Here is a 15,063-nt window from a genome sequence, read left to right on the forward strand (position 1 = left end):
TATTGGATTATCTTGGTTCACTTAAACACTCATCTAATTGATTAATAATGCTAATTAACGTTCGCAGCTCAATGCGGTGCTGCCATACGTATTCAGCCATCGGTGCTAACGCAATATTAGTTGGCAAAGGAGCTCGCTGGGCCACAAGCTCATTCATCTTGGGAATAAAAATAAATTGCAGCCAATGCTCAAATGGCATTGACTCACAAGCAAACGGCGTAGGATCGGCCATGGCCTGCGCTGACGGTGGCTCATCAGCCCATAACGCCTGCGCTTTTAGTTCCTGCGTAATGAGAGCTAATTGCTTTTGGGTAAACCGGTACAACATTGTAATTTCCTAGCATCATTGACTATGGATCTTGTCTCTAGTGACGGATATCTTGGCTATTTTGCGCCAAATTATACCATCTCGGTAGAGTTCTCCCTATAATAACGGCCATTGAAATCTAGTCCTCACATGTAACGGCATTCTAACTCATGACTGAAATCACCACTCTCACCCAATTTTTAACCACGGCCAACTCTCAATTCGAAATCTATGATCTAGGCCGCCGGGTACAACATATCGATAAGTTAGCATTTTCCCAAATTGAGCAGCTAGCAACGCCTTACCCTTCACCTATTCAAGGCCATGCTCAATTTGCATTGGTTTTTTGGGACGCATCAAAACAGTATTACATCTGGTTTTTAAAACTCCCTCTTGATGAGCGAGGCTTGCTCTCTCCTGCGCCAAGAACCCAATTTATTCGTATGGTGCTTGAGGCGTTGGGCAGCGATCCCACCCAGCCCATATCTGAAGAGCAACAAAATAGACTGGCCAATCACCCTTTCGCCTTTAAGCCTAGCGCCGAAAAGCTGGCGCTGTTTAATGCTCTAGTGAGAAAGCAGCTCGGCCAAGTGGCTTCTGCGCAATATGAATTTGCCTATCAATACCTCTCCGGCCAAGCGGATACCAGCCGCTGGCAAGATGTGGGTTTGCAAGGGATTGCCGATATTTGTGTTCACGCCGATGAACTCGATCACCAAGCTCAGATTGAAAACGCTTTAGAGCACGGTGCCATAGAGGTACAAATCGCTATATGTCAGCAATTAGAACATTTAACCCTTTCTGCCGAATTTGCAGAGCGCTTACTGGAGAAACTCTATAGCGTAAAGGCTGAACATAAACTCTACTTTATGCGCGCTTTAGCCTCCCAAGCTAAATATTCTCAAAAAGCCATTCACTACTTTGCTCAGCACGACCGTTTAGATAAAGAGACACTAATTACCATTGCCGCTCGCAATTGGATGGCCCTAAAAGATGATCAGACCCGCACTCTTTATCTCGAAGCCCTTGCAAAACAAGATCAACACTTCTTTAACCAAATTTTTGCTGATATCGTAGCTATTCCAGCGATTAGAGCCGAGCTATTAATGGAACTCCGTAATCCTAATCGCAGCACTGCATTGTCTGCCGCAATTGGTGGATTATTTAAGGTAACGAAAGCATGATGACAGACTTTTTATTGATTGCGGCGCTCGTGATCATTGCCGCCTTTTTCTGGCAATTAAGACAGATGGCTGAAGTAAGCCGTTTGTTTGCCAATAGCGAATGCAAAAAACAACGAGTGCAGTTTTTGGCTATCGCCATGGAATCGGCTCGCCCCAGCATAGGCGGTAATAGTGGTCTCACATGGAAAGCTAAGTTTCTATTGGATTTTAGTACCGACGGCCTCAATCAATATCAAGCAACTATCTGGATGCATGGAAAAAAGATCCAAAAAATTCAGTGGCCAATATTTCCTGAACCCGAATGGTTAGATGCACCACAAGCCAGCGGCTCTATTGGCGGCGGTTGCGGTAGTCGTGGCGGCTGTAAACCCAATGGCTGTAAATAGCACTAAGCCTATAAAACAGGCTCAAAAAAGATAATGTGAAGCTGAACTCAATCCAGGCGATATGTGAAAGTCTCCAAAAAAAAGCGCGGCTCAATAAAGAGTCGCGCCTTGTGTCTTTCGCTAAGCTATCCTGCTATGCCTGTGCTCCCTGCACCATCCATGGGTTCGAATTGCTCCTTGCCTCTTCCCTGTATCCCTTTCGTCCGTGTACTTGACGTACTGTCCCTTTACTTGGTCATCCTTTTACCAAGTTTGCTTACTCCTTAAGCATGTCCTTTGTCGTCCTTGTGCTTCCTTGCTACACACTCCGTGTCTACTGCCATCCTAGGCAGAGCGCGTTCATCCATGAATATTCGGCCTTCCTTAGTCTGCTTGCACTCATCCTAAGTGCTACATCCTTACCACTCCTGTGTACTATCGATCCTGATAGCACTGAATCATCCTGACTCTTTGTCCATTAGCCTTCATCCCTGAACATGATTAATTGTAAAACATCGACGATCATTTAATGGAAGATGAATAATTCCGCCTGAAGATTTACGATGTTCCTCACAGGCCACAAGACAAGCAACATATTGTTTAAAAAGGATAAAAATATTCTAGCGCAGACTTTACTACATTAACAAACACCTTTTATCCTACGTGCTTGTAAGAGATAGCTTACAAGGTAATGAGTAGATACAGGCCTGTGATAAAAAGAGGATAAAAAATGCTTGTTAACCACACAGTAAAACACCTAACCATGCTTATATTTAGATTGTGAGCTCAACTGGTTATGCTATTTTAGGTAAAAAGAAAAAGGCGCACTAAAAAGTGCGCCTAATATACTTTTTTGTTAGCCTTCCTGCTATCAAAATGCTCCCTGCTTCATCCTTAATGCTACAGCGTCCTGCTGACTCCAAACCTGTCCTTTAACGTCCTGGTTGTCACTCCTTAGTTCAGTTATTCCATTAACTGAGACACCCATTCCCTTGAATATTTGTGCGTCCTGCAAGACAATCCTTGTACCAAAGACTTAAGTCGTTATTCCTTGCGGTAACATCCAATGTCACTAGAGTCAGTCCTGACTCTTTCCAATACTTTATTCCAAGTACTTCATCCTGAAGTGTCTTAAAGTATGACTTAAGTTAAATCTATAAAGTGACAAGAGTGTAGTCATAACTGTTGAAGAATGTACGATGAGCAAAACAATCATAATTCGCAGGTTAAATCCCACCCACCAACACAAAACATAAGGCATTGTTTTATAAAGAAACAAACTAAACTTCAGTAATGAAACACTCAGTTTAAAAGTGAATGACGCACATCATTGTGAGAGATCTCTTACATGTGGATGAGAGATCAGGAGCTAGTCGACATTACCGCTAAATGGATTAAACAAGATGTTTCACTCATAGCAACAGCTGAACTCACTACTCCCGCTGTTTTGGCTTAAACCTGAATAACCCTGTTACCCACTGCGTAAACATCAGCCAATCTGCCAAAAAACTGTATATTGGGTGAGTAAACGTCGCGGGGCGATTATGCTCAAAAGCATAGTGTCCTAGCCAAGCTGAACCATAGCCCACAATAGGAAGCAGTAATAACACCCAAACGTTACCCAGTGAGATTGCTAAGGCGATTAATAGTAATACCAAAGTACTACCAACATAATGCAGCGCACGACACATAGGATGCTGATGTTGTGATAAATAAAACGGGTAAAAATCGCTAAAACGGTGTAAAGGCTTATTCACTTTCGGCGCTGCGATAAAATAACAGTTCGCCCTCTACACCGTCGATATCCAAGCTTTCTATTGCGGCAAACCCCAGTTTGGAAAACAGATGAGCATGTTTATCTTCGGTTACAAACACACCAATGCCATCAAGCTTTGGTTGTTCATCACACCAACTAATCACCGCCTCGACTAACCACACTCCTAAGCCTTTATTTTGTTCTGTTGGTGTCAACGCAATAAATTGCAAGATACCACAATGAGTACTGGGTAAGTGTTCTAGAATGGAGTCTTCTTTGTTCATTAACGCTTGAGTTGAGCGCCAGCCAGTACTGATTAACATTTTTAGTCGCCAATGCCAATATCGTGCTTCACCCAGAGGCACTTGCTGAGTCACAATACACACTAACCCAACAAGTCTTTGATCATCAAACAGGCCAATTAACGCTTGCTCTTCTTGCCACAATGTATGTAATTCTTCGCGAATTGCCCCGCGCAACTTTTGTTCATATTGCGCTTTGTCGCCTTGATATAAAGCGGCCATAAAAAAAGCATCATCATGGTAAGCGTTATATAAGATGGAAGCGGCGATGCGAAGATCTTCAGCGGTTAAATATACAGCCTTATAGCCATTGAGGGTCTGTATGGGGGCTTTGCTATTCATTTCTGAATGTCCAAATTAGCGGTCAACCTTTCCAATGTAACAAAAGTGTTAATTAGTGCAAAGCATAATCTTTGTCCGCCTAATCTGACTAATATCTGCATCCACTTCGAAATGTAATAAAAATTTTCAGTAGATAATTTACTGGCATACTGATTACGCGCTGCAGGCTACAGTGCATAGGGTACTGACAAACAGGTTCATAATATTTCAGTAACTTAATCATTTTGTTCCATACTCAATGAACTGATTCGATATTAATTAAGGAGCCCAAAATGGATATCACTACACCCAATCTCAATAGTTTATTTGCACAGCTAGGACTACCTAATAGCGATCAGGCGATAGCAGACTTTATTGCGCAACACAAAATGGCAGACAATATCCATATTGCTAACGCCGACTTTTGGAACCCATCTCAACGCCATTTTATTAAAGAATCACTCGAAGAAGATGCGCAGTGGACAGAGGTGATCGATCAGCTAGATGCGCAGTTAAGAGCATAAACTTGCAGGTAAAGAGTAGATAGACTTGGCTCGATATCGTATAACGAGCCAAGTGTCTAATAGTCGTTATGGCCTTTATCATTTCGCCATGTGACGTATAGCGGGATCAAGATGATTAACCCTTTAACTGAGTAGCCATGCTTAGAGGTTAGCATAGGCCGCATCGCCCCAACCAGTAACCTTGTTATCGGCTAAGACTATCGGCGTACATTCATCTTTAGTAGTCGTACCATCTCCTCTGATGCGCTGGGTACGATAATAGAGTATGGCGACCTCTTGGCCTTGTTTAACATAGGCTTCAGTAAAATCAGCCGTGCCCATTAGTGAAATCACTTGCTCTCTATTCATGCCGATGGCCAACTTCGACAAATTTTCCCGATTTTGTGCTTGCGTGGCTTGCCAGCTATGGCCCTTATCCCAGCCGCCCTCTTCGTCGCCAATATTGATCACACAACCTGACATTCCAATGGTTGATGCTGTCAAAATAATCAAACTCAGTAATTTTGTTTTCACTTTAACTCCCTGTTTATCTATTATAATCGACATTAATTACAGCAAAGTGCATGCCAAACAACTATCTATATGAATAATAATGTTTTTTATTTGGTCGGTTCTTTTAATGGATACCATAATTGCTAAAAAGTAAGGAATTTCACTCATTATGACTCCGATCGAACAGGTCGTTGCAGTGGCAAAAGCGATTGTCGACTCCGGCAAGACACCTAGTCTGGCACTGATAAAATCAAAGCTGGGAAACGCATTGCCTATGCCAGTGCTCATTCAAGGCATACAACGTTTTAAGGCGTTATCTAAGGAAGAAGTGGCGGCGCTTGATGCAAGCTATCACCTGCCCGCCGTGGTAGAGCAGTCCGCCAGTGCCGAGACCGCCTTAGCGCAATTGCAGCAACAAGTGCATGCCTTAACACAACAGCAACAGGAGTTAATCAATAGGATCTCCGCCCTAGAAGCCAAACTCACACAGCGAGATAACCATTAATGCACGTCGTGGAATTAAGATTTGAATGCTTCGATAACACCACCATCACCGCAGCAGAACAGGCTATCAATGGGCTTCTCGAAGCTTACCGTGCTAACGGCCAAGTCCTTGGGCGCGAATTTGCCGTGGCATTTAATGACGGGGAATTTCGCGTACGTCTGCTGATGCCAGAAAAAAGCAGCCTAGCAAAACGCTATAATAGCCCATGGGTCGAGCACGCCTTAGCTCAGCTGACCGAAGCAAAACTGTTGCACCCTCGCGAAAAGTATATCGGCCAAGATATCAATTCAGAAGTGACCAGTACAGAGACGCCCAGTTGGCAGCTAATTTACACCAGTTACGTGCATATGTGCTCCCCACTTCGCAACGGTGATACCTTACAACCTATCCCGCTATACCAGATCCCAGCCACCTTTAATGGCGATCATAAACGTATCATTAAATGGCAAACTGAATGGCAAGCCTGTGATGAACTGCAGATGGCTGCGGCCACCAAAGCCGAATTTGCCGCACTTGAAGAGTTAACCTCGAGCGACAGCGACCTGTTTAGACGAGGTTGGGATCTGCGCGGCCGCGTTGAATACCTAACACACATCCCCACCTACTATTACTTATATCGCGTTGGGGGCGAAAGTTTAGCGTCTGAGCAACAACGGCCATGCCCGCGCTGTGGCAATCAAGACTGGTTACTCGATGAGCCCTTATTAGATATGTTCCACTTTCGGTGTGATGACTGCCGTATTGTCTCTAACATCTCATGGGATCACCTTTAACTATTTAAAAAATAGCTTTAGTGAACTCACCTCAACAGGCTCATCAATGGGGCATACATTGATGAGCCAGATTGACTTAGCAGTACTGTTAACGTTAGCCTGCAACATAAACCTTTAGCTTTTACCTCTGAGATTGGCCCACATGGTTTTAATCCGCTGCCATATCCCCGGATGGTCAAGCTCGGGCAGAGACTCTTCAATATGCTTAACCGGCGGGCATACTCTGGGAGATAACGCATCGATAAACTCATTTAAACTCTCGGCTAACCGTTGATGAGGCACCTGCCCAGGGATCTCCAGCCAGACACTGCCGTCATTATTATCGACCACCAACATCTGATCGCCTTCGTTAAGCACACCAATAAACCAGGTGGGACTCTGTTTCAATTTTTGCTTCATCATTAAATGCCCAATCAAGTTTTGCTGTAAATATTCAAAATCTTGATGGTTCCACACCTGTAGCAGTTCGCCTTGCCCCCAGGCAGAATCAAACATTAACGGCGCCGCATAGTAAGCCCCATAAAAGGCATTTATGCTGTGATGCAGGCTCAACTCTAAGGCATGTTCAATATTATTAAAGCCGCCGGGGGATTGCCGCTCAACAGCCAGCCAACGCACAGCAACCTCTGGACGATTCACCACATGGGCTTTATCTTCGCTTAAAATGCACTCAGAATCTTCACCTTCAGGGTAATATCTAGGCGGTTCAGCTAGCTTTTCAATATAACTTTGGTGGTAAACGTCAAAAAAATTATCTAAAGCAGGTAAAGAAGACACTTAGCAGCAGTCCAAAATGTGAGTATAATGTATGGCTATTTTGACATGGAAATCCACTCGATGACACCAGTTCATGACCCATACAGTGATGCTCCCGCCCTTGCAGAATTAACCTTAGGTAAATCGACGGGCTATCAAGCACAGTACGATGCCAGCTTATTACAGGGCGTGCCGCGTAAACTTAATCGTGATGCTATTGATTTAAGCGATCAATTACCATTTCATGGGGCCGATATTTGGACAGGTTATGAACTTTCATGGCTCAATGCCAAAGGTAAACCTATGGTTGCCATTGCCGAGTTCTGCTTAGATGTGAATAGCGCCAACTTAATCGAATCTAAGTCGTTCAAGCTGTACCTCAATAGTTTTAACCAAACTAAATTCAACAGCATTGAACAGGTGCAGCAGACATTAACTGACGATCTTTGCGCATGTGCTCAAGGAGAAATCTCGGTTAAAATTATCGAGCCAAAGCACTTTGGTAGCCAAAGAATCGTTGAGCTTCCCGGTACCTGCATCGATGATTTAGATATCGAAGTCGATGATTATGATTTTAGCAGCGACTACCTTATCGACAGCACCGATGACAAAAGTATTGTCGCAGAAACCTTAACCTCAAACTTGCTCAAGTCCAACTGTTTAATCACCTCACAACCGGACTGGGGCACAGTGATGATTCGCTATCAAGGCCCTAAGATTGATCGTGAAAAACTGCTGCGTTATTTGATTTCGTTTCGTCAGCACAACGAGTTTCATGAACAGTGCGTTGAGCGTATTTTTGTGGATCTCAAAAAGTTATGCCACTGCGCTAAATTAACCGTGTATGCTCGCTATACTCGCCGAGGAGGGCTCGACATTAACCCTTATCGTAGCGACTTTGAAAATCCACCGGAGAGCCATCGCCTCGCGCGCCAATAGTCACTTAGCCGCTTGCTAGCAAAAGCGAGAAGCCAATAACCGTGACGGTTATTACCCAACGACGTGACTACTCAACGATTTGATTTATAAAAAGCCCGTATGACTAACGGGCTTTTTTACTACTCTACTCCACACCAGTATCCAACACTCGCTAGATCCTTGGCGACAGAATTCACGCACAGCCAATGCCGCGTACTAACAAACACACCCATGATAAAGAGCTTAAGAACAGCGTAATAATTGCTGCACGTTCAGATGCCTTGCCAGCAGCATCGGTCTGTCTTTAGCCTCAGATTGAGCATCTGTAGCCTTAGCGCGCTCAAGGCTTAGTGCAAAGCGATACTGCGCATCTAAGTGGCCTAACACCAACTGCCAACTGTCGCTCGACCGTTTCCCCTGCTCATCATGAAACGACAAGGTAATATTGCGCTCAATCTGAGCTTGCATCCCCTCACGTAAAGCACGGCTTGCACACGCTTGATTATCGACTTGCAACTGACTATCTGGCGCTGAGTCCTGTTGGTGAGCAACTATCTGTATATTTTCAGTTTGAGTAACCCTTGGTAGCGAAGTTGATTCAGCATTCATAACATCATCATGCTGTCGCGAGTCAAAGGCAAAACTAAAGGATTTAAGTGATAATGCTAGCCCCAAGCCCTTAGCCTTGATATATGACTCTTTAAGCGCCCACAGATCGAAAAAGCGGGCTCGTTGCTGCGCCTGCGGTAAATCCAGCAGGCTATCGGTTTCATCGCAAGTGAAATAATGGTTCAAAATAGGGTAGATATTGGTGCTTTCGCGTTGGCGCTCAATATCGACACCAAGCGAGAGCCAGTGGTTAGCATGAGCGATGGCCACCAGCAGATAATCGCCACTGTGGCTGATATTGAACAATAACGGACAACGGGCGAAACAAGCCGTGGACAACACAGGCTTGCCTTTATCAAGATAGGTAAACTGCCATTGTGAAGGAGCGATTTCAACTCCCATGTCACGGGCGCACTGCGACAATATAGCGCGTAAATAACTTCGTACCAGTAAGCCTTTCACACGCGCATCAGGCTGTAAAAAACGGTCGGCTTTGGCTTGCTCGTCATCGGGTAGCCAAAGGCGCAATTGCTGCAACTGTGTTTGGCTTACCCCTTGAGGAGCCAAATCACAAAAATAGAGGGTCACCGCCGATAATGGCTGAGGTAAAGCAAATGCGGGCACGATAGCAAACACCATGAGAGAACATATGCCCTAGTATAACCTCCTCCAGTGGCATTAATCGCGATGAGTTTGCAGCAAAAAGCGCTAATAAGGATTAAGCACACCGAAAGATTAATGCGTTTACCCCCTCGCCTACATCGGCTCTCGTGCTCGGCGCTCTACATTAAGCGGTGGTATAAACACTTTATCAGCTCAGTGGCGGGTCAACATGAGTGATGGGATAAAAATAAGTGATGAGATAAAACGAGTGGCGCTCTTAAGCAAGATTAAGCTAAAGCGACGCTCCCTTAAACGTGACGGGCCCAGCGCCGTGTTTTCAACGTGCTGGGCCCTTTATTTTTCTAGCCTATTTTTTATCTAGCCAATCGAGCAGCGATTAATTACAAGCTTTGATGCGGGCCAAAGACCTCGTAATGCAACTGACTAGGCGCTATGCCAAGTGCTAACAATTGTCGCTTTACCTCAGCCATAAAGGGCACAGGCCCACAAAAATAGTACTGTGCATTAGGGAGTAATCTGCCTGCAACCTTGTCCAACTCGATAGTACCAGTAAACTGATAATCCTCACCGATACGGTCATCACTGCTTGGCTCGCGGTACCAGGTATAGGCCGCTAAAGGCTCATAACTAGCCGCTTTTTGCTTAATATCTGACTTAAAGCCATGAAACGCGCCAAATTCACAGGCATGTAACCAAGTGATGTCGCTGTGATGTTCAGAGCCCATCAACTGATTAAGCATGCTCATCATTGGGGTCAGTCCCACACCCGCTGAAATCAACACCACTGGCGTATCATCATCTGCCGCCAGCACAAAGTCTCCCGCGGGTGGGATCACCGCCAGTTCATCACCCACATTAAAGCCATCATGCAGTTTAGATGAGACTAAGCCACCCACTTCACGCTTAACACTGATCCGATAACTACTGCCATTAGGAGCATCTGACAACGAATACTGGCGAATTTCTTGTTGCTCAAAATCGCTATCTTGTACCTGCACACTTAAATATTGCCCTGGCACAAAATCCATAACCGCTTGGCCATCATTTGGGGTAATGACAAATGAGGTGATCACCTCAGACTCTTGCTGCTTGGCTGTAATGGTAAAAGCCCGTGTACCTTTCCAGCCACCGACTTGCTCGGCACGAGTTTGATAAAGCTGACTTTCACGACCAATAAAAATATCAGCTAACACACCATAAGCACGGCCCCATGCATCGAGTACTTCATCGGTCACAGCCTCGCCGCCCAACTCTTTTAGCGTGGCCAACAGATGATGCCCAACAACTTGGTACTGCTCTGGTTGGATTAAAAAGCCGGTATGTTTTTGCGCGATACGCTCCACTGCGCTGCTGAGCACTGCTAAGTTATCGATATTTTTCGCATAAGCCGCAACCGCATTGAATAGCGCGACAGGCTGGCCACCATTATGTTGATTGGCTAAGTTAAATGTATCTTTTAATTCGGGATTATGCTTAAAAAGACGCTGGTAAAAATAGCTGGTTAACGCGGGACCTGCTGATTCTAATAGCGGAATCGTGCTTTTAACAACTTGGATAGTATGCTTGTCTAACATAGTGCGACACCTTAACATGCAAATAATATATACTTTAGCCAATGATAAAGATGCATTTGATTTAGATCAATCTTTTTAATCTACCTCGACAGAGTCATTTCAACTGAGTATCGATAAAAAGGTCATCAATGCGCCATTGTTTGATAAGGAAAACATCAACGATGTCGACAAACAAAGCGCTGCTAATCGACACCGTTTCACACCAGCTAACCCTGTTACACTGCAGCGACAAAAGCAATTTCAACCAAATAGTTAGGGTCGGCAAGCTCAGCTTTTATACAGGCTCGACTTGGCGCACACCCTGCTGGTAACCAGGCATCCCACAGTGCATTAAAGGTGGGGAGATAAGTAAAGTCTGTGATATAAATCGTCGCCGACAGTAAACGGGAATTATCGCTGTTTATTTGCGCTAATGTTGCTTCTGCTTGGGCAAAAATCTGTGACACCTGACCTGCGATATCCGCGTTGGTATCGGCTGCAATTTCAACAAAATGACCAATACCGTTATACACGGTGGCATCTGACCAACGTATTGTGGGATTGAGGCGTTCAATTTTCATACTCTGTGTCATTAATGACTCCTTTAATCGATTATTAGCTCGCTATGGTAATGTCATTAACTGACTTGGGCTAGCGGCCGTATAAAAATAGCGCCTTAAGTAACATCAAAGCGGGATTGGCTTTGACAAGTATTTTAAGAGCGCGTTTAATGGCGCAGTACAAGCATACCTCATAAGCAAATGGCATGACCCATGCCACTAACACACGCTATGCCCTCTACATAATTTAGACATTTAATAGGTACTTTACATGCAAACAGCCGATGACTTTATTCAACAACTCGAACTCGAACGACATGTTGAAGGTGGTTACTATCGCTCCTCTTTTCGCTCACAGAGTGATTTCGATGCCACGCGCTCACTGTGGAGCAGCATCTACTTTTTATTGCGTACTGGTGAGGTGTCGCATTTTCATCGCTTAACTTCTGATGAGATGTGGTATTTCCATGCGGGGCAGTCATTAACTATCTATATGATCGATGAACAAGGGGAATTAACCACGGCCCAGTTAGGTCTCGATATCGCCGCAGGTGAACGTCCACAATTTTTGGTGCCCAAAGGCTGCATTTTCGGCTCGGCCATGAATCAACCCGGATTTTCACTGGTCGGTTGTATGGTTTCACCTGGGTTTACTTTCGATAATTTTGAGCTGTTTAGCCAACAAACCCTACTCGCCCAGTACCCGCAGCACCAAACTATTATTGAGCGCCTGAGTCGCCCTGAATAACGCCTAACTAAACGCATAAGCTCAAATAAAGCGCATAAAAAAGACCCGAGAATATCGGGTCTTTTACTTTTATTTACATCATCACTTTGCAGGGAAATGATGTTACGGCATCAGGGTAAAGCATCACCTTGCCCTACTCACTAAAACTGATGTGACTCAGCTAACTTGTTGGTTGAGTGACATACAGAACACGACTCTCTTGGCAAATTAACATCAACCACAACATCACCGTCAAACGTGGCATTGCTGCTGTCGACTTTGACTTCAAATGTGGCACCATTACTTTGCATATGGGCCTTCAATGAATCACCACCATAAGGGCCATGACAAGACCAACACGTTGCCGCAGCTGGGCTGGTGGCAAAGAAATCGCTATTATCAGCATAGTCGTGACGAGTGATCAGTGCATTAGCCTTTTCAATCTCATTTAGACTAGCGCTGCCATCCACATGACACTGGGCACAGTCATTAAGCCTTGCTGGATACTTGAATTGACGTTTAGCGCCCACTTCCAGTTTCTGCTCATCACGGTTTTGCGCGTGCAAAGCATGCACAAAGGTGTTCCACGAAATATGGTTTAGCACCGTATCTTTTGGCGCCACCTGCTCACCCATATGGTACTTGTCCCACTCGGCATTGCCTAAGTTATGACAAGCGACACATTGCTGCTCAAGATCATTACGACGGCCATGATACCCATAAGCTTGGTCGCCATGACACGAAGCACATAAGGCATTATCGACCACTTGACGGCGCGGCGTATCGCTCAGTCCGGCTAACGTAAAGAAACTTGAGCTTGAACGCAAACGCTCAGTCAAGGCCCCATCAGCATCAGGCTGACCTGTTTTCTCATCGGCTTTCAACGTCGTTTCGATGGCTAAAATACCCGTTTGGCTATCGGTACTATTAGGAATGATGAGTCCTGTACTACCTTTGCTCAAATCATCCACTAAATCCCCAGATATTACATAGGTATATTCACCTGTCGCTGGATCGCCACTGATGGGATCGACGCCAACAAACTTGTAGTTAATCGCATGGTTGGCCATACGGCTCAAGCCACCATCTGGTTTAGTTTCTGTGGTCAAAGTGCGGTAACCCGCTTCCATGTCCCATGCCACTGTAGCGCGCATGTCCGCAAAGAAACCTGCATCTTTAGGTGACACAGCTAAAGGCTTACCAGCATGGTCTAACACTTTAATGGTGAAAGTAATTTCAGCCGTTTCGTAGGTATTACCATTACGCATAGATGTTACTGGTGCCACCGATACTTGGGTAACATCTACACTGTATGCGTCACGAGCCGTTTTCTTAGCATCTTGTTTAACCAGATGCATTTCAGCCACGTCATGGCAACTTGCACAACTTAATGGTAAATCACTACCATGCTTAAGTGTGTCAGCACTGTGACAACTCAAACAGGCTTTATCATTAGCTGTGCTACTTAACCATTCCGCGCCATTCATTAAGCTATCGCTATTTTCGGTCACATGACAGCTAGTACAATCATAAGAGCTGGCCACTAAATTATTAGGTAGGCCACTGTGCCAACGGTGAGCCCGCTCAACCATGGTACCCTTACCCTCTTTTTCCCCTGTGGTATGGCAGGTTGAACACGCTTCAACATTGTTGCCATAATGGGGCGAACGATAATAGTTGTCATAACGTGCATAAGCGATATCGGTATGACATGCATTACAGCTTTCGGTGCTCACCATAGCGCGAGTCAAGGTCACTGCTGAACCGTCGATCATAAAATCAACTTCTTGCATAATATCTTGCACACTGCCAATACCTGGAATACCGCCATAGGCCTGCACGCGCACCATAAAGCGTTGCGGCGCAGTTTCATCAAACACATAAGATTTATCGGTAAAATCCAGTTCGCCTATTTTTGTTGTACTCACCACGGTATAGGTACCGTCGTTATGATCGGTTAAGCAACTATCTGCTTCGGTTGTACAGGTTTCATAGCCAAGTCCCTGTCGTTCGCTGTAGCCCTGCTCACTCTGAACCAATTGCGAACTCAAGAAACGTACCGAGGGCACACCAACAACAGGCAAGCCCTGTTCATTAGTCACTTTAAATGTGGCAGAACGCACCCCATCGGCATCGAAGCCATAAGTGATATATTCTAAGCTTAATGACTCGGCTGAAGTCGCGATAACAATGCCATTCTCACCGTCACTACCATCACTGCCGTTAGTCCCGTCTTGACCATCTTTACCATCATTGCCATCGCTGCAACCCATCGCTAGGCCAGCAATTACTAAGCCACAAATAATCGACTTATTAAATGACTCACTCATAGTCTCTCCCATTTATGTTTAAAACATAGAAAATTTATTATTTTATTTAAGTTGGTACTTAATCATTACCTGCTAATTATTTAAATACTGTTAAATACAACTAACGACTTAAATTGAAACAAATGTAAAGATTAAGTGAATCAACCGTACTAAGCCAACCTTAATTTAAAATGAATTAACATTTATCATACCAAGTTAAATGCAATGCCGTGATCAACTTAAAAATTATCAATAACAACCACCACATTTAAATTTTTCACAAAAAAAAATAATAAAAGCCCTGATTTTAATTTATAATAAATATCTATAAGACCTTGGTAGCAAGCTCTATGTAAAAATAGAACAGATAAAAAATGACATATCAATACGTGGATAAAAATAGCAACACCACAAAACAAAAGCCAAATAAAAACGATTAAATACAGCGCTTTAAATGAAAAACACAAGAATAGCTATA

16 protein-coding genes are annotated in these 15,063 nt (G+C 44.4%); 7 read left to right on the forward strand and 9 right to left on the reverse strand.

Features of this window, described 5'->3' with window-relative positions:
* Window positions 1-7: 7 nt before the first annotated feature.
* On the reverse strand, window positions 8-328 hold the full coding sequence (locus AC0VXX_RS11765) for a YqcC family protein (protein WP_475514390.1): 321 nt from the start codon (window positions 326-328) through the stop codon (window positions 8-10).
* Between the two features lie 149 nt (window positions 329-477).
* Between AC0VXX_RS11765 and AC0VXX_RS11770 the strand changes: the two genes are divergently transcribed.
* Both AC0VXX_RS11770 and AC0VXX_RS11775 read left to right on the forward strand, forming a co-directional pair.
* Window positions 478-1,491 (forward strand): DUF3549 family protein, encoded by a 1,014-nt coding sequence (locus tag AC0VXX_RS11770; protein ID WP_475514391.1) that lies wholly within the window; start codon window positions 478-480, stop codon window positions 1,489-1,491.
* The gene (locus AC0VXX_RS11775; protein WP_475514392.1) at window positions 1,488-1,877 is read left to right on the forward strand and encodes a DUF3301 domain-containing protein; all 390 of its coding nucleotides are present in this window, start codon (window positions 1,488-1,490) and stop codon (window positions 1,875-1,877) included. Before AC0VXX_RS11770 ends, AC0VXX_RS11775 begins: the two co-directional genes overlap by 4 nt.
* A 1,412-nt stretch (window positions 1,878-3,289) precedes the next feature.
* Here AC0VXX_RS11775 and AC0VXX_RS11780 read toward each other — a convergent pair.
* A complete protein-coding gene (locus AC0VXX_RS11780; RefSeq protein ID WP_475514393.1) occupies window positions 3,290-3,613 on the reverse strand; it encodes an Mpo1-like protein in 324 nt (107 codons plus the stop codon).
* Window positions 3,606-4,256 (reverse strand): GNAT family N-acetyltransferase, encoded by a 651-nt coding sequence (locus AC0VXX_RS11785; protein ID WP_475514394.1) that lies wholly within the window; start codon window positions 4,254-4,256, stop codon window positions 3,606-3,608. Before AC0VXX_RS11785 ends, AC0VXX_RS11780 begins: the two co-directional genes overlap by 8 nt.
* Window positions 4,257-4,528: 272 nt before the next feature.
* Between AC0VXX_RS11785 and AC0VXX_RS11790 the strand changes: the two genes are divergently transcribed.
* Window positions 4,529-4,759, forward strand: coding sequence for a DUF2789 domain-containing protein (locus AC0VXX_RS11790; protein ID WP_475514395.1), 231 nt, complete (start codon window positions 4,529-4,531; stop codon window positions 4,757-4,759).
* A 141-nt stretch (window positions 4,760-4,900) separates the two neighbouring features.
* Here AC0VXX_RS11790 and AC0VXX_RS11795 read toward each other — a convergent pair whose 3' ends face one another.
* Entirely contained in the window at window positions 4,901-5,305 is a 405-nt protein-coding gene (locus AC0VXX_RS11795; RefSeq protein ID WP_475514396.1) for a DUF3192 domain-containing protein, read from the reverse strand.
* Window positions 5,306-5,420: 115 nt separating this feature from the next.
* Here AC0VXX_RS11795 and AC0VXX_RS11800 point away from each other — a divergent pair, with 115 nt between their 5' ends.
* Entirely contained in the window at window positions 5,421-5,756 is a 336-nt protein-coding gene (locus AC0VXX_RS11800; RefSeq protein WP_475514397.1) for a hypothetical protein, read from the forward strand.
* Complete coding sequence (locus tag AC0VXX_RS11805; RefSeq protein ID WP_475514398.1) at window positions 5,756-6,529, forward strand: Zn-ribbon-containing protein; 774 nt, start codon at window positions 5,756-5,758, stop codon at window positions 6,527-6,529. Before AC0VXX_RS11800 ends, AC0VXX_RS11805 begins: the two co-directional genes overlap by 1 nt.
* A gap of 114 nt (window positions 6,530-6,643) precedes the next feature.
* On the opposite strand, the gene syd is transcribed toward AC0VXX_RS11805, so the two are convergent.
* Entirely contained in the window at window positions 6,644-7,306 is a 663-nt protein-coding gene (syd, locus tag AC0VXX_RS11810) for a SecY-interacting protein (protein WP_475514399.1), read from the reverse strand.
* Between the two features lie 60 nt (window positions 7,307-7,366).
* Between syd and queF the strand changes: the two genes are divergently transcribed.
* Window positions 7,367-8,224, forward strand: coding sequence for an NADPH-dependent 7-cyano-7-deazaguanine reductase QueF (queF, locus tag AC0VXX_RS11815; RefSeq protein ID WP_475514400.1), 858 nt, complete (start codon window positions 7,367-7,369; stop codon window positions 8,222-8,224).
* Window positions 8,225-8,446: 222 nt separating this feature from the next.
* Here the strand turns inward: queF and AC0VXX_RS11820 are convergent, their stop codons facing one another.
* The 3 genes from AC0VXX_RS11820 to AC0VXX_RS11830 all read right to left on the reverse strand — a co-directional run bounded on the left by AC0VXX_RS11820 (window position 8,447) and on the right by AC0VXX_RS11830 (window position 11,582).
* On the reverse strand, window positions 8,447-9,451 hold the full coding sequence (locus AC0VXX_RS11820) for a 4'-phosphopantetheinyl transferase family protein (RefSeq protein ID WP_475514401.1): 1,005 nt from the start codon (window positions 9,449-9,451) through the stop codon (window positions 8,447-8,449).
* Between the two features lie 365 nt (window positions 9,452-9,816).
* The gene (gene hmpA, locus AC0VXX_RS11825; protein WP_475514402.1) at window positions 9,817-11,010 is read right to left on the reverse strand and encodes an NO-inducible flavohemoprotein; all 1,194 of its coding nucleotides are present in this window, start codon (window positions 11,008-11,010) and stop codon (window positions 9,817-9,819) included.
* Between the two features lie 215 nt (window positions 11,011-11,225).
* Window positions 11,226-11,582, reverse strand: a complete 357-nt coding sequence (locus AC0VXX_RS11830; RefSeq protein WP_475514403.1) for a RidA family protein — start codon at window positions 11,580-11,582, stop codon at window positions 11,226-11,228.
* Between the two features lie 238 nt (window positions 11,583-11,820).
* Here AC0VXX_RS11830 and AC0VXX_RS11835 point away from each other — a divergent pair, with 238 nt between their 5' ends.
* The gene (locus AC0VXX_RS11835) at window positions 11,821-12,297 is read left to right on the forward strand and encodes a cupin domain-containing protein (RefSeq protein WP_475514404.1); all 477 of its coding nucleotides are present in this window, start codon (window positions 11,821-11,823) and stop codon (window positions 12,295-12,297) included.
* Window positions 12,298-12,437: 140 nt separating this feature from the next.
* On the opposite strand, the gene AC0VXX_RS11840 is transcribed toward AC0VXX_RS11835, so the two are convergent.
* Window positions 12,438-14,606 carry an OmcA/MtrC family decaheme c-type cytochrome gene (locus tag AC0VXX_RS11840; protein WP_475514405.1) on the reverse strand — a complete coding sequence of 723 codons (2,169 nt, stop codon included), beginning with the start codon at window positions 14,604-14,606 and terminating at the stop codon, window positions 12,438-12,440.
* Window positions 14,607-15,063: the final 457 nt, after the last annotated feature.

This window comes from Shewanella sp. QJM3NY_23 (genome assembly GCF_056173105.1).